17 protein-coding genes are annotated in these 17,604 nt (G+C 45.9%); 12 read left to right on the top strand and 5 right to left on the bottom strand.

Annotated elements, in window-relative coordinates; genetic code table 11:
- Positions 1-79 precede the first annotated feature (79 nt).
- From BLV62_RS15745 to mraZ, 5 genes are all read right to left on the bottom strand, one after another.
- Positions 80-1,546: a UDP-N-acetylmuramoyl-L-alanyl-D-glutamate--2,6-diaminopimelate ligase gene (locus BLV62_RS15745; protein ID WP_089762928.1), complete on the bottom strand. Its 1,467-nt coding sequence runs from the start codon at positions 1,544-1,546 to the stop codon at positions 80-82.
- Complete coding sequence (locus tag BLV62_RS15740; protein WP_258522433.1) at positions 1,547-3,622, bottom strand: penicillin-binding protein; 2,076 nt, start codon at positions 3,620-3,622, stop codon at positions 1,547-1,549.
- A 211-nt stretch (positions 3,623-3,833) separates the two neighbouring features.
- On the bottom strand, positions 3,834-4,214 hold the full coding sequence (locus BLV62_RS15735) for an FtsL-like putative cell division protein (protein WP_225889606.1): 381 nt from the start codon (positions 4,212-4,214) through the stop codon (positions 3,834-3,836).
- A 96-nt stretch (positions 4,215-4,310) separates the two neighbouring features.
- Positions 4,311-5,222, bottom strand: a complete 912-nt coding sequence (rsmH, locus tag BLV62_RS15730) for a 16S rRNA (cytosine(1402)-N(4))-methyltransferase RsmH (RefSeq protein WP_089762926.1) — start codon at positions 5,220-5,222, stop codon at positions 4,311-4,313.
- 10 nt (positions 5,223-5,232) lie between these two features.
- Entirely contained in the window at positions 5,233-5,739 is a 507-nt protein-coding gene (gene mraZ, locus BLV62_RS15725; RefSeq protein ID WP_225889605.1) for a division/cell wall cluster transcriptional repressor MraZ, read from the bottom strand.
- Positions 5,740-6,170: 431 nt separating this feature from the next.
- On the opposite strand from mraZ, the gene BLV62_RS15720 reads away from it, so the two are divergent.
- The 12 genes from BLV62_RS15720 to BLV62_RS15660 all read left to right on the top strand — a co-directional run bounded on the left by BLV62_RS15720 (position 6,171) and on the right by BLV62_RS15660 (position 17,216).
- Positions 6,171-7,001 carry an outer membrane protein assembly factor BamD gene (locus BLV62_RS15720; RefSeq protein WP_089762924.1) on the top strand — a complete coding sequence of 277 codons (831 nt, stop codon included), beginning with the start codon at positions 6,171-6,173 and terminating at the stop codon, positions 6,999-7,001.
- Complete coding sequence (locus BLV62_RS15715) at positions 6,970-7,311, top strand: DNA-directed RNA polymerase subunit omega (RefSeq protein WP_089762923.1); 342 nt, start codon at positions 6,970-6,972, stop codon at positions 7,309-7,311. The genes BLV62_RS15720 and BLV62_RS15715 overlap by 32 nt, the downstream gene beginning before the upstream one ends.
- A gap of 97 nt (positions 7,312-7,408) precedes the next feature.
- Positions 7,409-8,623, top strand: coding sequence for a bifunctional phosphopantothenoylcysteine decarboxylase/phosphopantothenate--cysteine ligase CoaBC (gene coaBC, locus BLV62_RS15710; RefSeq protein ID WP_089762922.1), 1,215 nt, complete (start codon positions 7,409-7,411; stop codon positions 8,621-8,623).
- Positions 8,616-9,536: a type IX secretion system protein PorD gene (gene porD, locus BLV62_RS15705; RefSeq protein WP_089762921.1), complete on the top strand. Its 921-nt coding sequence runs from the start codon at positions 8,616-8,618 to the stop codon at positions 9,534-9,536. The genes coaBC and porD overlap by 8 nt, the downstream gene beginning before the upstream one ends.
- A gap of 8 nt (positions 9,537-9,544) precedes the next feature.
- Positions 9,545-10,036 carry a DUF4296 domain-containing protein gene (locus BLV62_RS15700; RefSeq protein WP_089762920.1) on the top strand — a complete coding sequence of 164 codons (492 nt, stop codon included), beginning with the start codon at positions 9,545-9,547 and terminating at the stop codon, positions 10,034-10,036.
- A gap of 11 nt (positions 10,037-10,047) precedes the next feature.
- A complete protein-coding gene (locus tag BLV62_RS15695; RefSeq protein ID WP_089762919.1) occupies positions 10,048-10,740 on the top strand; it encodes a CoA transferase subunit A in 693 nt (230 codons plus the stop codon).
- 34 nt (positions 10,741-10,774) lie between these two features.
- Positions 10,775-11,431 (top strand): 3-oxoacid CoA-transferase subunit B, encoded by a 657-nt coding sequence (locus BLV62_RS15690; RefSeq protein ID WP_089762918.1) that lies wholly within the window; start codon positions 10,775-10,777, stop codon positions 11,429-11,431.
- A gap of 173 nt (positions 11,432-11,604) precedes the next feature.
- A complete protein-coding gene (locus BLV62_RS15685; protein WP_089762917.1) occupies positions 11,605-12,987 on the top strand; it encodes a DUF5723 family protein in 1,383 nt (460 codons plus the stop codon).
- A 223-nt stretch (positions 12,988-13,210) separates the two neighbouring features.
- Complete coding sequence (locus tag BLV62_RS15680; protein WP_168927872.1) at positions 13,211-14,050, top strand: aminotransferase class IV; 840 nt, start codon at positions 13,211-13,213, stop codon at positions 14,048-14,050.
- A 23-nt stretch (positions 14,051-14,073) separates the two neighbouring features.
- The gene (locus BLV62_RS15675; RefSeq protein WP_089762915.1) at positions 14,074-15,381 is read left to right on the top strand and encodes a cryptochrome/photolyase family protein; all 1,308 of its coding nucleotides are present in this window, start codon (positions 14,074-14,076) and stop codon (positions 15,379-15,381) included.
- A 135-nt stretch (positions 15,382-15,516) separates the two neighbouring features.
- On the top strand, positions 15,517-16,089 hold the full coding sequence (locus BLV62_RS15670; protein WP_089762914.1) for a TerD family protein: 573 nt from the start codon (positions 15,517-15,519) through the stop codon (positions 16,087-16,089).
- A 302-nt stretch (positions 16,090-16,391) separates the two neighbouring features.
- A complete protein-coding gene (locus BLV62_RS15660) occupies positions 16,392-17,216 on the top strand; it encodes a DUF475 domain-containing protein (protein ID WP_089762912.1) in 825 nt (274 codons plus the stop codon).
- Positions 17,217-17,604: the final 388 nt, after the last annotated feature.

Raw genomic sequence — 17,604 nt, 5'->3', positions numbered from 1 at the left:
GTCGTAACCTGCTTGGCGCCAGGGGCTCCGGCAGGCATTTAAGTCATTGGATTATACTTCGTTTTAGTTTCTTCTTCTTTTATTTGTCCATCAGTTTCATCATCTCTGTCACTACCTCTTTATCATCGAAGTGATGTTTTACTCCTTTGATCTCCTGGTATTTCTCATGTCCTTTACCTGCTATAAGAATGATGTCTTCTTTCTTAGCAAGAGAGATGGCGGTTTTGATAGCTTCCTTCCTGTCGGTGATCGAAAGGACCTTCTTTTTCAGATGCACCGGGATGCCGGCTTCCATTTCATGGATGATGGCTACCGGGTCTTCCGACCTTGGGTTATCTGAAGTCAGGATCACGCGGTCGCTGTTTTCAGCGGCTACATCGCCCATTACGGGGCGTTTGGTAGTATCCCTGTCACCTCCGCAGCCTACAACGGTGATCACCTGTTCATGTCCTTTACGCAGGTTTTTGATAGTAGCCAGTACATTTTTCAATGCGTCGGGCGTGTGCGCGTAATCGACAATGGCGATGATGCGGTCGTTGGTGGAAACGATATAATCGAATCTTCCTTCTGCACCGGGCGTATCGCTGAGGGCCTGCAGCACCTTTGCCTTGTCCATTCCCAGGAGTATGGCGGCGCCGAATACGGCCAGCAGGTTATATGCGTTGAACTCGCCGATCAGGCGGAAATGTACTTCCGTATCATTTACCAGCATGACCAGTCCTGTCAGGTTGTTTTCCAGGATCTTTCCCTTGAAATCGGCCATTGCCCGGAGGCTGTAGGTCGCTTTCTTTGCTTTGGTGTTCTGCAGCATGATCATACCGCGTTTATCGTCGATATTGGTCAGGGCAAATGCACCGGAAGGGAGGTTGTCAAAGAACGATTTCTTCACGCGGATGTACTCATCGAATGTTTTATGGTAATCCAGGTGATCGTGTGTGATATTGCTGAAAATGCCGCCGGCGAATTTCAGTCCTGCTATCCTTTCCTGGTGTATAGCGTGGGAGCTTACTTCCATGAAAACATAGAGGCATCCTTCTTCTACCATCTTTGCCAGCAGGGCGTTAAGACTGATAGGGTCGGGAGTGGTATGCGTAGATGGTATTACTGTGTCGCCTATCTGGTTTTGCACAGTAGATAACAGGCCGCATTGGTATCCTAATTTGCTGAACAGGCGGAAGAGCAGGGTGGCAATGGTAGTTTTACCGTTGGTACCTGTTACGCCTACCAGTTGAACTTTATTGGATGGGTTGTCGTAAAAATTGCCTGCCATAATGCCGGTAGCGGCAGCGCTGTTGGCAACTTTTACGAAACATACTGTTTCAGGCAACTGAGCTGGCAATTCTTCGCAGATGATGGCTGTGGCGCCCTGGGCAACAGCTTTTTCGATGTAGGCGTGTCCGTCTACATGTACACCTTTGACAGCAATGAAAGCATCCCCGGGTTTTACGGCCCTGGAGTCGGTGGTCAGCGCATTAACGGAAATATCATTATTTCCATGAATGGACTGGATGCTTACATTATACAATATGTCTCTCAACGTCTTCATCTAGCTCAGTTCTATTACGATAGTTTGTTCGTTACCTATTTTAGTTCCGCCGGGCAGTGATTGTGTTTTCACTTTACCGGCTCCTTTGATCACTACCCGCAGTCCTGCGTTTTCGAGCAGGTAGAGTGCATCTTTGAGTCCCATTCCTGTTACATCCGGCACAGCGCCTTTTTCCTGGGCGACGGTATTCAGGTTTATTTTTTTGTCGGCCACTTTTGCGCTTACCCAGCTGTTATTGGCGGGGGTAGCGCCTACCGGCAACCTGAGGGTGGTAAGGATCTCTTTCCATTCGTTGCTTCTGCCGTTTTTAAGGGCGAGCAGGGTATCCAGTTGTAAAGTAGCCTGCATGGGTTTTTGTTTTTCAACAGCCATTGCATACAGTTTGTCTGCTACTTCCCTAAACACCGGACCCGCAATGCTGGCGCCGTAAAAGCGCAAAGCATGCGGTTTGTTCTTTATCACTACTACACAGGTATACTGTGGATCTTTAGCCGGGAAATAGCCGGCGAAAGACGACTGGTATATTTTATCAGCATACCCTCTGTTGCCATTGGCGACGAGGGCGGTACCTGTTTTAGCGGCGATGCTATAGTAGGGAGTGCGCAGCTTTTTGCCGGTTCCGTCTATCATTACGCCTTCCAGCATTGCCTGCACTTGTTTGAGCGTACTTTGAGAGCAGATGCTGTCTATAAGTACGGTAGGCTCAAACTTTTTAACTACCTGGCCGAATTCCTGGATGGAATTGACGAGGTAGGGTTTCATCATTTTACCGTTGTTAGCCACTGCATTGTACAGCATACAGGTTTGCAGCGGGCTGACAAGTACTTCGTAACCGAAGGCCATCCATGGGAGTGTGGTATTACTCCATGTTTTGGAAGCAGTGGTTTTGATCACTGGTTTGCCTTCGCCTACGAGATCGATACCTGTACTTTGATCCAGCCTGAGTTTTTTCAGGTGGTTTACAAAGTTGTTAGGTTGGCGACCATAATACTGATAGGCCAGTTTAGCCATGCCTACATTGGAACTGAGTTCGAATGCATGTTTGATGGTAACCAGCTGAGGGCCGGGATGCGGTTCGGAATCGAAAACGGTTCTTCTTCCAACCTGCCAGCGGCCATTTTCCATATTCACCATGGTGTTCATGGTGGCATATTTATCTTCCAGTACTGTAATAACAGTAGCCAGTTTAAAAGTTGATCCCGGTTCGCCTACCTGGAGAGCATAGTTCATGTCTTCCCAGTAGCTGCCATCGGGTTGCCTTCCGAGGTTAGCGATGGCTTTGATCTTGCCGGTTTTTACTTCCATCAGGATACAGGTGCCGTGTTCGGCTTCGTTGGCGACCATCATTTTATAGAGGGCCGATTCAACGATATCCTGCATGTTTACGTCCAGGGTGGTAACGATATCCCGTCCGTTTTCGGGTTCGATATCGTAACCATCAACGGGTACATAGGTACCGCCGGCGATGCGGCGCATTAGCCGTTTACCGGTAACGCCTTTCAGGTACTCGTTATATGTTCTTTCCAGTCCAACGCTCTGGGAGTTTTCGCGGGCCAGCCCAATGGTACGGTTAGCCAGCAGTTTAAAGGGGTTGATGCGTTTACTTTTAGGTTCAGCGATCATTCCGCCTTTGTTTTTTCCCAACCTGAACATGGGAAAGGAGCGTAAAGCCTGGTATTGATTGAAGGGTACATCTCTTTTAAGCAGGAAATACCGGTCTTTCGATTTATAGCCTTCTCTCAACAGGGTTTTGTATTCATTTTTAGTACGGTCGTTGAACGTATTGGCGAGGCAAAGGGAAAGAGAGTCGAGATTTTCTTCGAATACTTTTCCTTTTTTGTCTCTCAGTCCATCTGCCGCGAAATCGATACGGATATCGAAATAGGGGATGGAGGTGGAGAGCATTCTACCTTCTTCGGAGAAGATGGTGCCTCTTTCGGCATCGAGTGCAACATAGCTGGTATGGAGGCTATCGGCCATGCTGCGCCAGTAGTTTCCTTTCACTTGCTGGATGTAAAAGACTTTTACGAGGATAGCCACGCCGAAAAGCGCCATGCCTATCAGGCACAGATACACTCTCCACAATATGTCCTTTTTTACATCCACGATGTTATGCCGCTTTAGCTACTGCAATAACCAGTTATGATCTGTCACAACTGGTTGATTTTATATATTAGGTAAGATACCTGACACTGGCTGCTTTTGTTATTGAGATGCTTGCCAGATTATTTACCAGCATCCCCGACCTGATAAGGTGGTCAGGCGGGCAGCGTCAGGCATCTATATGCTAATTCTTCTCGTTAGTATTTTTCAGCTCAATTTTCTGCGGGGGCGAGCTAAGTTGTTTGAGACCCAGCGGTTCCACAGCTTTGCTGACTTCACTCATTTTGCTTCTGAACATGAGTTCACTTTTCACGTTCAGGTATTCCCATTTCAGTTCTTTGATTTCTTTGCCCAGTTTGTTGATTCGTCTGATCCTTTTTTCAGCGAGGTGGCTGTTAGCGATGTAAATGAGCGCCAGTACGGCAAGGAAACCGATGAATGGCATGTTGGTCACCAACACCCTGTAGTTGATGCGTAGCCGCCATTCTCTGCGTGGTTCCGGGGAATGAACGGGTTCATTGGCCGGATCGTCCTGGATCGTATCTAATGCTTCTTCCTGCAACACGCGTATGCCTTTTTAAAAACGTGACAAAATATCTGACAGTAAAATGAGCAGATAGAGTTTTAGGATAGGGTAGGATCAATAAAGCTGGTTAGAGCTTTATATTAATTTTTCGGCTACCCGCAGTTTAGCGCTCCTGGATCTTCCGTTGCGTTTCAATTCAGCTTCACTGGCGGTGACCGGTTTTTTTGTGATTAATTTGAACACTTTCGGGGGTACTTCTTTTGCGAAAGGATCTTCGGGCGCTTCATCAAAACTGCCTGTCTTCATAAAGTTTTTCACCATCCTGTCTTCCAGCGAATGAAAGGTGATAATGGCCAGACGTCCTCCCGGTTTAAGCACATTCGCAGATTGTTCCAATAGATCTTTTAGTGCACCTAATTCATCGTTAACGGCAATACGCAAAGCCTGGAAAACCTGGGCGAAATATTTTTGCGGGTTGCCCTTTACAATGGGTTGGATCACAGATTTGAAGGCTGTGATAGTGCGCATGGGGTGTGTTTTACGTTGCTTGACAATTGTTTGGGCCAGCGTTTTAGCATTGGTTACTTCTCCATATTCCTGGAAGATCAGTTGCAACCTGGCTTCACTGTAGGTAGCGAGCAATTGTGCTGCTGTAAAATCAGTTCTCGTATCCATTCGCATATCGAGATCGCCTTCGAAGCGGGTGCTAAACCCCCTTTCGGCGGTATCGAACTGGTGGGAGGATACTCCCAGATCAGCTAATATACCATCCACCTGTTCGGCTTTATGTAATTTCAGAAAGCGTTGCAGGTGGCGAAAATTTTGTTGTACAAAAGTTACACGATCATCAATGATCCTATTGCGGTAAGCATCTTCATCTTGATCAAATACTATCAGTCTTCCTTTTTCACCCAGTTGCTCCAGAACGGCGCGAGAATGTCCCCCTCCTCCAAAAGTAGCGTCTACATATATCCCCGACGGGTTTATATCCAGCAGCTCGATGGTTTCCTGAAGCAGCACGGGTAAATGGTATTCTTGTTCGCCCATATGCTTCCGTTTAGATTGAAATGTTGTTGTCTCCTCCCCCCATTACCTGTTGTGCCAAATCACTATAAGCTCCTGGTGAGAAATTTTCAAAGAACTCCTGGTATTTACCTTTATCCCAGATCTCGATTTTATTTGTTGCTGCTGCCAGCACAATATCTTTTTCCAAACTGGCGTACGATAACAGGTTTTTGGGAATCAATAATCTTCCCGCACTGTCTAACTCCAGAATAGTGGCTCCATTTAAGAAGTAACGCCTGAATTCCCGTACTTTCGGGTCAAAATCATTCAACTTGCTGATACGTTCAAAAATGGGTTGCCATTCGTTCATGGGATACAGGGACAAGCATTTTTCAAACCCTCGGTTAATGACAAACTGTCCTCCGGCGCCGTCTGACAGCTGCTTTTTAAAGCCAGCTGGTAACAGAAAGCGTCCTTTTGCGTCCAGCGTTGACTCATATTCGCCGAGAAATCCTGTCATACCATGGGGCAAAGTCCTTGAAAATCCATTTTCTAACACAAAATAACACTTTTTCCCACTTTTTAACGAAAAAATACTTTATAAATTTTTTCCACAGGTGAAATACCCTGATTGAGTGCCTGTTAAGGCCTGTTTATACAGGCTTAATGTGCATATTTGTAAATATGGTGTTTATAAAATGTTTATAAATAGTTATTGTGTGTGTATAACGTGTGAAAATAGCGACAGCAGCAGATTACAAACATTACCAACCTAAATAAAAAATTCCGCCAAAGGAAATTTATGTGTCCGTTTTTTTCCTAATTTGTCCCTATGCTGAAAGCTTATCTTGTAAAAGGAATTTTAAAACCCGCCAAAAGAGAAAAACCTCTCTTTCAGCGATTTAATAGGCCATTTTGCAAAATTTTAACAGCTTTCATCATATCTCTGCCTTACATTTACATTTAATTCTTAATTTTGCCATTCTTTTTATGCGGAAATTTCTATTGTACATCAGTGTACTGGCACTTATCATTTCTACCTCCTGTAACAACGAACTAAGGAGAATAGAAAAAAGCAACAACTTCGAAAAGAAGTTGGCCTATGCCGATAAGCTGTATCAGAAAAAAAAATACAACACAGCACAGTCGCTCTACAGCGACCTGCTCCAAGTGTATAAAGGAACCGATAAGTTCGAAGCACTGTACTACAATTACGCATATTGCTCTTACTACGTGAAAGATTATGTTCAGGCAGCGTTTCACTTTAAAAACTACCTGGATATCTTCCCAAACAGCCCCAGGGCACTGGAGATAGATTATATGCAGGCATACTGCTACTATAAACAATCTCCCAAAGTATCGCTGGATCAGACCAATACCATGAAGGCCATTGCTGCCATGCAAACCTTCGTTAACAACTACCCTACCTCCGATAAGGTAGCAGAAGCGAACCTGGTAATTGAACTCTGCAGACGAAAACTGGAAATGAAAGAATTTTCCGCCGCCGAACTTTACTATAACCTCGGTTATTATAAAGCTGCCGGTATTGCCTTCAAAAACCTGATGCGCAACTACCCGGATTCAGATAAAAGCGACGGGTATAAAGTAAAAGCCATCCGGGCTTACTTTAACTACGCAAAAAACAGCATCCCTGAAAGGCAGAAAGAAAGGTATGCGACTGTACTGGAAGAGTATCTCGACTTCGCAGATCACTACCCCAACAGTAAATTGAAGCCTGAAGCTGAAAAATTGTATAACTTAGCACAAAACAATATAAAATCATTGGATAATGAGCAAACTAAAGCGCAGTCTAACCAGTAGCCTTAATCCATGGGTAGAGACCAAAAACACTACCGATATTAAGAACAGAACTGGTAATTTATATGAATCTATTGCCGTGATCGCAAAACGCGCCAATCAGATCAATATCTCCGTGAAAGAGGAGCTCCATTCCAAACTGGAAGAGTTTGCCAGCCATACGGACAACCTCGAGGAAGTGCACGAGAACAAGGAGCAGATCGAAATTTCCCGTTTCTACGAGAGAATGGCTAATCCAGCTATTCAGGCAACGCAGGAATTCCTGGATAACAAGATCTACTTCCGCAAGAACGACGATGATCTGTTCAGCTAATTGTTCACATTTTTATTTGTGAGCTTAGCCTTTGCGACACAAAAAATATTAATTTCATGGCGGCAGAATAATATTTCTGCCGCTTTTTTATTGTCAAATGGCTGATAACATTCTACAAGGCAGGAAAATCCTCTTAGGCGTTTCCGGTAGCATCGCTGCCTATAAAGCCGCGACCCTCGTACGCCTCCTCGTCAAAGCCGGCGCCCAGGTAAAGGTGATCATGACCCCAGCCGCCGAAGCTTTTATCACTCCGCTTACCCTGGCCACCCTCTCCAAAAACGAGGTAATGGTCCAGATAAGCAACCATAACAGCTGGAACAACCACGTAGAACTGGGCCGATGGGCCGACGTAATGCTCATTGCTCCCGCTTCTGCCAATACCATTGCTAAAATGGCCAACGGCCTTTGCGATAACCTCCTCCTCGCCGCTTACCTGTCGGCCACCTGCCCCGTTATGTTCGCTCCCGCAATGGACGAAGACATGTGGCATCACCCGGCTACCCGCAGCAACGTGGATAAACTACTGTCGTATGGCCACCAGCAGATCCCTGTAGCCACCGGCGAACTGGCCAGCGGCCTGTTCGGGGAAGGCAGGATGGCCGAACCTGAAGATATCGTGAAATGGCTGGAACAACATTTCATCGCCGCTACCGCCAATAAACCGCTGTCCGGCAAAACAGCCATCGTTACCGCCGGCCCTACCATCGAACATATAGATCCCGTTCGTTACATCACTAACCACTCAAGCGGTAAAATGGGGATCGCCATCGCCAACGCACTGGCCGATGCCGGCGCCGCAGTCAAACTGGTACTGGGTCCAACGAACCAGTCTACCACTCATCCCGGCGTTACTACATTCGCGGTCCAAACCGCGCAGGAAATGTTCGACCAGGTAACCTCCCTCTACCCCCAGGCAAACCTGGTAGTTGCCGCCGCAGCAGTGGCAGACTACAGGCCGGCCAACATCGCCGACAAAAAGATCAAAAAAGGACAGGCCCAGTTACATATCGACCTGGAAAAAACGCCTGACATCCTTCGTTACCTGGGCGAGCACAAAGCGCATCAGCTGCTGATCGGCTTCTCCCTGGAAACAGACAACGAAAAAGAATACGCACTCAAAAAACTAAAGGATAAAAACCTGGATATGATCGTAATGAACTCCCTGGCCGACGCCGGCGCAGGATTTAATTACGACACCAATAAAGTGACTTTATTCAGTAAGAACGGCGACGGACGCAGCCTGCCTTTGAAATCAAAACTGGAAGTCGCCAGGGATATTGTTTCCGCTATAATTGATCTGCAACATGCATAAACGTTTTCAGTTCATCCTGGTAGTAGGACTACTGGTTAGCCAGGTTGCCGCAGCCCAGGAGCTCAGGGCTACCGTATCTGTGATAGCTAACCAGGTACAGGGCGTCGACAGGAAAGTATTCGTAACCCTGCAGAACTCTATCAAGGAATTCCTCAATAACCGCCACTGGGCTAAAGACGCCTTTACGCCTGCCGAAAGGATAGAATGCAGCTTCCTGCTTAATATCACCGGTACCGGCGGAACAGGCGATACCTATAAAGCTTCGCTTACCGTTCAGGCGACCCGCCCCGTGTACAACAGCAGCTATGCTACCAGTATCCTGAACATCCAGGATAACAACGTAGCATTCAGGTATGTAGAATACCAGCAACTGGAATTCAACGATACCAGGGTAGCAGGAAACGATCCTATGGCCGCTAATCTTACCGCCATCCTGGCTTATTATGTAAATATCATACTCGGTCTGGATTACGATTCATTTGCGCCCAGAGGGGGCGACGAATATTTCAAACGGGCGTTGAATATTGTGAACAATGCCCCTGAAGGAAAGGATATTTCAGGATGGAAAGCATTTGAAGGTAACCGTAACCGTTACTGGTTGCAGGATAACCTGCTGAACGCGAAATTCCTGCAGTTCCATGACGTGATGTACCAGTATCACAGGCAGGGACTGGATGTAATGTATGAAGATGTGAATAAGGGAAGAGCCGCTGTGCTGAACTGCGTAAACATGCTGTATTCCATTCATCAGAGCATTCCTAATTCTATGTTAATGCAGGTCTTTTTCAGCGCAAAGGCAAATGAATTGCAGAAGCTTTTTGCAAAGGCAATGCCCCAGGAAAAGAGCAGGGCTGCTGAATTATTGGCGCAGATGGATATTCCGAATGCGCAGAAGTATCAACAGATGAAGTAAAAGTTATAATGAAGAATATATTGAAATATGCCATCGTGGCTTTAGCAGGAGTATTGCTGTTCGCATGCGGAGACGGGGAGAATGTGCCTAAAAAATATATGTCTAAAGAAGAGATGAGCGCAATCCTGAGAGATATGTCTATTGCCGATTCCTACGGCAATGAGCAGATCATGAATAACTTTCACATCATTAACGATTCTCTTCGCCAGAACACCCAGAAAGTATATTATAAACAGGTACTGGACCTGCATAAAGTGACCGTACCGCAGTTTATGGAGAGTTACCAGTACTATGAAGCGCATCCTAACAGGCTGAAAGAAGTGCTGCAAATGGTGCAGGCCGACCTGGAAGCAAGGAAGCAACGCCTGGGCGATCCGGTAGATGAAAATGCGCCTGTACGTTTCAGGCTTAGAAATATATTCCCCAATGCAGACAGTGTAATGCTGCTGCCTAAATCAGATACTGTAATACCCTTTGTTAAAAGGCATCCAAATATCTAAAACACCAAAACATGAACAAAGTAGTATCAAATGCCGATGATGCCATACAAGATATACAGGATGGAGCAGTGCTGATGCTGGGAGGGTTTGGATTATGTGGTATTCCTGAGAATTGTATTGCCGCTTTGGTAAGAAAAGGAGTTAAAGGCCTCACCTGTATTTCAAACAATGCAGGGGTAGATGATTTTGGCCTGGGCCTGTTGCTGAAAACCAGGCAGATTAAAAAGATGATGTCGTCTTATGTTGGCGAAAATGCAGAATTTGAACGCCAGCTGTTGGCAGGCGAATTGGAAGTTGACCTGATCCCGCAAGGTACCCTGGCTACCCGTATACAAATGGCCGGCATGGGTATTCCTGCATTTTTCACACCAGCCGGTTATGGAACTGAAGTAGCGGAAGGAAAAGAAGTAAGAGTGTTTGACGGAAAGCCACACCTCATGGAGTTGGCCCTGCATGCCGATTTCGCTATTGTTAAAGCCTGGAAAGGCGATACAATGGGCAACCTGGTATTCCGCAAAACTACCCGCAACTTCAGCACTTCTATGGCCAGGGCCGGACAGATCACGATCGCTGAAGTGGAAGAACTGGTGCAACCCGGAGAGCTGGACCCTGATAATATCCATGTTCCGGGCATCTACGTACACCGCATTTTCCAGGGCGGTAATTATGAAAAACGGATTGAACGCAGAACTGTAAAGATCTAATTCAATCGCTTCCTCACTTTCAAACCTGACTGATATGCCTTTAGATAAATTCGGCATCGCCAAACGAATTGCACAGGAATTAAAAGACGGTATGTATGTTAATCTCGGTATTGGCATACCTACGCTTGTTTCCAATTATATCCCCGCAGGAGTTTCTATTATGCTCCAATCCGAAAACGGGATACTGGGAATGGGTCCTTATCCTGCAGATACAGAAATAGATCCCGACCTGATCAACGCCGGTAAAGAAACCGTAACCCTGCTGCCGGGCGGCAGCTTTTTCGACTCTGCTGAAAGCTTTGGAATGATTAGGGCCGGGAAGGTAGATCTCACAGTATTAGGCGCTATGGAAGTAGCAGATAACGGGGATATTGCCAACTGGAAGATCCCTGGTAAAATGGTGAAAGGAATGGGAGGAGCAATGGACCTCGTTGCTTCCGCCAGGAATATTATAGTAGCCATGATGCATACCAATCCCAAAGGCGAAAGCAAATTGCTGCCTGCCTGTACGCTGCCTTTAACAGGCGTTAATTGCGTGAAGAAAATAGTAACGGAACTGGCAGTGCTGGACGTGACGCCTGAAGGCTTCAAATTATTGGAAAGAGCGCCCGGCGTAACGGTAGAAGAGATCAAAAGCAAAACAGCCGGACGTTTGGTGATTCCTGCCGAAGTACCAGAAATGAAACTATAACTAGATAAATTTGCAGTGTCTGCAACGTGTCATGTTGCCCAATACCAGGGCGGCATGGCATTTTTATTTTAAGAAAAAACTGTTTATACTTGGTAAATAATTTAAATATTCTAACCTTGTGTCATAACGTTGATTCCCCAAAACGTTAATATTTCCAAATCTTCAAAGTATCTATGAAAAGAATCATTACAGGCCTACTGCTGTCATGCTGCACTACCTATGTTCATGCCCAGGATCTCGCCGGTTTTCGCACCAGCAACTACGCCGGGGTAAACAGTGTGTTTTACAATCCTGCAAGCATTGCTAACAGCCGCTATCGTTTCGATGTCAACGTTTTTGCGGTGAATGTTGGGGTATCCAACAACCAGTTGAAATACAAATTGAGTGACATCGGTTCTTCTTTCAATGAAGATACGCTTAAAAACCAACTGTTCGGGCAAAATGCCGGTCTCACCAAGGCCTTGGTAAACCTGGGTGTTCATGCGCCTTCTGTGATGTTCAATGTTGGCAAATTCTCTTTTGCGGTAACATCCCGCGTCCGGATGGTTACCAATGTTACCGACCTGGATGGAAAACTGGCAGACAAAGTGATCAACGATTTCTCTAACGATCCTAATCTCCCTTACAAAATTGCCTCTGACAACAACATGCGTGTAAGCATGAACGGATGGGCTGAAATCGGCGCTTCCGTTGCAAGAGAAGTGCTGGCGGTAGGGCCGCATCACCTGAAAGCCGGTATCACCCTGAAATACCTGGCCGGCGCAGGAAATGGCACTATCAACATCGATAAGCTGCATGCCACCCTGGATGTAGACCAGGTGAAGGAGGACGCATACCTTACAGACGCCAAAGGCGCAATAGGTATGAACTTCGCAGGTTTCAGCGTATCTGATTTTGATGTCAACGACCTGACCAAATTCACTGGCCGCGGCTTCGGCATTGACCTGGGCGCTGTATATGAATATTGCTCGGGCGCTGATCAGAATTATAAATACCGCGTAGGCCTGTCGCTGTTAGATGCAGGTAAGATCAAATACGAACGCGATGTTACCCGCAGCGGTACTTTTGCTATCAATATTCCAGCAGGACAGCAATTCGCCTTCAGCAACCTGGATGGCGTCAGCCTGGATAATTACAAAGCAGAGCTGACCAAGTACCCGCAATACTTCCAGGCTTCAAAAGATAACGACAGGGATAAATACTCCGTAAGTTTGCCAACTACATTGAGGATAGATGGCGACTATCATATTCATAATGCATTTTACGTAAACCTGGATGTTCAGTTTGCATTAAGCAGCGGCAAGAACAAGCCTTACAATGCGCAGTATTTCAATGCATTCAGCATAACGCCGCGCTACGACGGAAAGATTTTCGGGTTCTTCCTGCCGATCTCCTATAACGAGCTCTCTAAACTGAATGCCGGCGCCAGCTTCAGGGTTGGTCCGTTGTTCGTTGGTTCAGGCAGCGTGTTGACTGCTTTAATGGGATCGTCTCACCAGGTAGACGGATTCATAGGCATTCATATAGGCGGCCTGGCCCGTAAAGCGGCCAAATAGCCAGGAGTAAAAAGGATCTTAAGAAATAGAGTAAAAGGGTAAAGATTGACCGTACACTAATGTGCTGTTAATCTTTACCTTTTTTAATTTTGTTGTGATTCGTAAACTGCTGGATGTAAGACAATAAGCGCCTGGGATATTCGCGCTGAGCCTTATGCGGCCTCACTTCCTTTGCGGCTTTGCGAGAAAAATTTGGTAACTTGTATATATAAAACTGTTTGAGGTGCAAGCTGGATTTCTTTGTTATAACGGTAGATACATTCCTGCAGCAGACCCTATTTTTACTGCTGATAATCGTTCATTCAGGTACGGTGATGGATTTTTTGAGACCTTAAAAGTTTACCAGGGTCAGGTGTTGCTGGCCGATCTGCATTTTGAAAGATTGCTGGCAACCATGCATCTGTTGCATTTTGATATTCCTCCTACTTTTACCAAAGAATTTTTTGTCAGGGAGATTATTGACCTCTGCAATAAGAATAATTTCCTTCACCTTGCGAGGGTCAGGTTTGCTGTATTCCGCTCCGATGGCGGGTTGTACGATCCTATTAACAATCGGCCGAATTACGTGATCCAATGCTGGGAATTATCCAGGTCGGTGTTGGAATTGAATACAGAAGGACTGGTGATCGATATATTTCCTGATGTCCAGAAAACCTGCGACAAACTATCTACCATCAAATCCAATAACTGTCTGCCATATGTAATGGCGGCGATGTATGCAAAAGAGCATCGTCTTAATGAAGCTGTGTTGTTGAATCAATACGGCAGAATAGCAGACAGTACGATTGCGAATGTATTTGTTGTGAATAAGGGCAGGATCTTTACTCCGCCGATCACGGAAGGCGGCGTGTGCGGGGTCATGCGCAAATATATCCTGAATAACGAATTTCCATTTCCCATTAAGGAAAAAACATTGACCATCGCCGATTTTGAAGGCGCAAACGAAATATTCCTGACAAACGCGATCTATGGGATCCGCTGGGTAGGCAGGTTTCGTAACTCTGTTTACAGCAACTCAGTGGCCGCTATAATGCATGAAGTGCTGCACGAAAATATTTTATAGGACTTTCTGAAACTCCGTCTTCAATGGCTCAACAAGTAGTGTTATGTTGGTTGCGCAGGGATCTGCGCCTGGATGACAACGCGGCATTATATCATGCACTGAAATCAGGATACCCTGTTGTGCCTGTTTTTGTTTTTGATACAAATATCCTGGATGAACTGGAAGATAAACAGGACAGGCGCGTTAACTTCATTTACCAGGCGCTTGAGGCATTAAATGCAACGTTGGCCAGGCGGGGCGCTACACTGGAAGCATATCACGGCACACCGATGAATGCCTTTAAGCATTGGCTTCACCAATACGACGTACAGGGAGTATTCACCAACCACGATTATGAACCTTATGCAAAGGAAAGAGATAAGTCAGTTGGCGCATTACTGAAGGAAAGCGGCGTTTCATTTCATACGTATAAAGACCAGGTAATATTTGAGAAGGATGAAGTGTTGAAAGATAACGGTGAACCATATACGATTTTTACGCCATATAGCCGCCGGTGGAGCGATACATTAACCGCCTTTCATTTAAAGCCTTATCCTGTTGAAAAATACCTGGCCAACCTTTACAGGCAACCAGCCATTAATCTTCCTGCCCTGGAACAATTAGGTTTTAAGAAGAATGGAGAACATTTTCCTCCGGCATTATTGAACGAAGCGTTAATAAGGCATTATAGCGAAACCCGTGATACGCCCGGCATTGAAGGTACCTCAAAACTGGGCGTACACCTTCGATTCGGAACTATCAGTATCCGTAAATTGATGAAGCAGGCATTGGAGTGGAGTGATACTTTCGCGAAAGAGCTGGTATGGCGCGAGTTTTACCAGATGATCCTCTATCATTTTCCAAGGGTGGTTTCGGAGTCGTTCAAACGTGAGTATGATAAAATTCCCTGGCGGAATAATGAGAAGGAATTTGAAAGATGGTGCAATGGTACTACAGGTTATCCGATAGTGGATGCAGGCATGCGGGAGCTGAATGCAACCGGTTTTATGCACAACAGGTTGCGTATGATCACGGCCAGTTTTTTAACCAAGCATTTGTTGATAGACTGGAGATGGGGAGAAGCTTATTTTGCAGGAAAGTTATTGGATTATGACCTGGCTGCCAACAACGGCGGCTGGCAATGGGCAGCGGGATCGGGCTGCGATGCAGTGCCTTATTTCAGGGTTTTTAATCCTTCGCTTCAAACCCAAAAATTCGATAAAGATCTGAAGTATACAAGGAAATGGGTACCGGAACTGGACTCGTTTGATTACCCCGTACCCATCGTATCGCATGAGGAGGCAAGGAAACGTGCGCTGGAAGTTTACAGCAATGCGCTCAGGCAACGCTGACAAGGCAGTCAGGATGGCGAATGATCTGCCGGCCTTGAAATTAAAATCAGATTAAATCGGGGGAAATTTCGTCATGCAGTACTATACGTTCATCTAAAATATTATCTTACTGGTAGAACAAATTAAAGTAACTGTATGGCTATCAACTTACAAAAAGGACAAAGGATCGATATTGGATTAGCGGATATCAGCGTAGGCCTGGGATGGGAGCCCAACGAGAGCGGGGCCTCATTTGACCTGGATGCTTCGGCTTTCATGATAGATGCGAACAGGTTGATCCCGGGAGAACAGTTCTTCGTATTTTATGGAAACGCTGATTCGCCGGATGGCGCCCTGCATCACTCAGGCGACGATCCTACAGGCGGGAATAGCGACGGGGGCGATGATGAAATTATCAAGGTGGATTTAACGAAGATAGATCCCCGCGTGAAGGAAATACTCTTCGTAGTGACCATTCACGATGCCTTCTCAAAAAAGCAGAATTTCGGACAGGTGAGGGATTCCTATATCCGGATAGTAGATAACGCTACTGCAAAGGAAATTGCCAGATATGAGCTGGGAGAAGATTTTTCTATAGAAACAGGGGTAGAATTTGGCCGCCTGTATGTAAAGGACGGCAAGTGGAAATTTGAAGCTTCCGGCCGGGGCTATAAAGAAGACCTGGCATTTTTCCTTAGCAAATACTTCAAAGGACAGATCATCAAGTAGTTTTTTCGCCTGTTAGCCGGCCAGGTTTGCAGATGAGCCGGAAAATATATATAAAGAGTGAAATCCAAAATATTTTAACCGCCAGTAACAGAATCTGGAAACCGCGCTTATATTTGCGTATTGAAAAACACGTTTTGTGAGATAGAACGTATTCCGGCAGGCTGTAGAACATTGATTGGCGAATTAAAGAGACAAAGAAAATTGACGGTTGAACCCAGAGAATCACTATGCCAGAGCGCTCCGCAACACTATTTCAAAGCTGTTTGGTTTCAAAGAAAATGCATCAATAAACAATACACTAAATGAACATTTCTGAGTTATTACAACAAATTATCGACAATCCTATTCCTTCATTGATCGTAGTCGGGAACCTGATCATCATTGAAAGTTTGCTGTCTGTGGATAACGCTGCAGTACTGGCTACAATGGTTATGGACCTGCCTGAAAAACAACGCGACCGCGCATTGAAATACGGTATCGTTGGCGCTTATGCATTCCGTGGATTGGCCATGTTGTTCGCTTCTTTCCTGATCCAGTTCTGGTGGCTGAAAGCATTGGGCGGACTTTACCTGCTTTACCTGACCTTTTCATGGGTAAAAGAGCAACGGGCTAAACGCAAAGCTTCAGAAGAGAACGACGAAGAAGAAACTATTGACAAGGAAAAAAGCAAGCTGTATAAGATGACCGTAGGCGCTTTAGGCCCTTTCTGGGCAACGGTTGCGCTGGTAGAGGTAATGGATATGGCGTTTTCTATCGACAACATCTTTGCTGCAGTGGCATTTACTGATAATATCCTGTTGGTTTGCTTAGGGGTGTTTATTGGTATCCTGGCGATGCGTTTCGTGGCGCAGGCATTTGTTCGCCTGATGTCTAAATACACTTTCCTGGAAGGCGCGGCTTATATAGTGATCGGTATCCTGGGGCTCAAGCTCTCCCTGTCGCTGTATGAGCATTACAACCCGGAAGCTCCTATTACCCGGTTCCTGGAAAGCCATACAGCCGATATCCTGACTTCTATCCTGACAGTAGGCGTATTTGTGATCCCTATTATCACTTCAACCCTGTTCAATATACCTAAGAAAGGTGTGCCGCAGGCAGATGCAGTAGTGGAAAAAGAGAAAGTATAATATAAAAATCTCGTTATAGAACATGCATCGGCGTCTTTGGCGCCGGTGCATTTTTATGTGTGCCAGGCATGTGTTATATCTCTAGGGTGCAAGTCCCGAATGCGCTTTGTAGTAGGAAGCATTAGCCAATAGCAAGGGTGTCCACTGTAAAGTGGAATCTGAAGGAAGCTGGCGGCAAACATCCGGGCCGACGAACAGAAACTGTATACAAGGCGGGGTTACAAGGGTGATGTTGCATAAGAAACAAAAACCCGATACTACACAGATTGTAACAACGTAAATGCAGCGGCTACATGGATGGAAAGCGATAACACTTACCCTGGGAGGCCCTGTTTTTTTTACAGGGAGTCAGCCGAGGTCATAGTAGGCAGGGAAACGAGCCATCTCC

It is taken from the genome of Chitinophaga terrae (ex Kim and Jung 2007) (assembly GCF_900107795.1).
GTDB classification, from domain to species: domain Bacteria; phylum Bacteroidota; class Bacteroidia; order Chitinophagales; family Chitinophagaceae; genus Chitinophaga; species Chitinophaga terrae.
The sequence above is the reverse complement of the archived record's forward strand: the minus strand, read 5'-3'. Positions and strand labels throughout refer to the sequence as shown.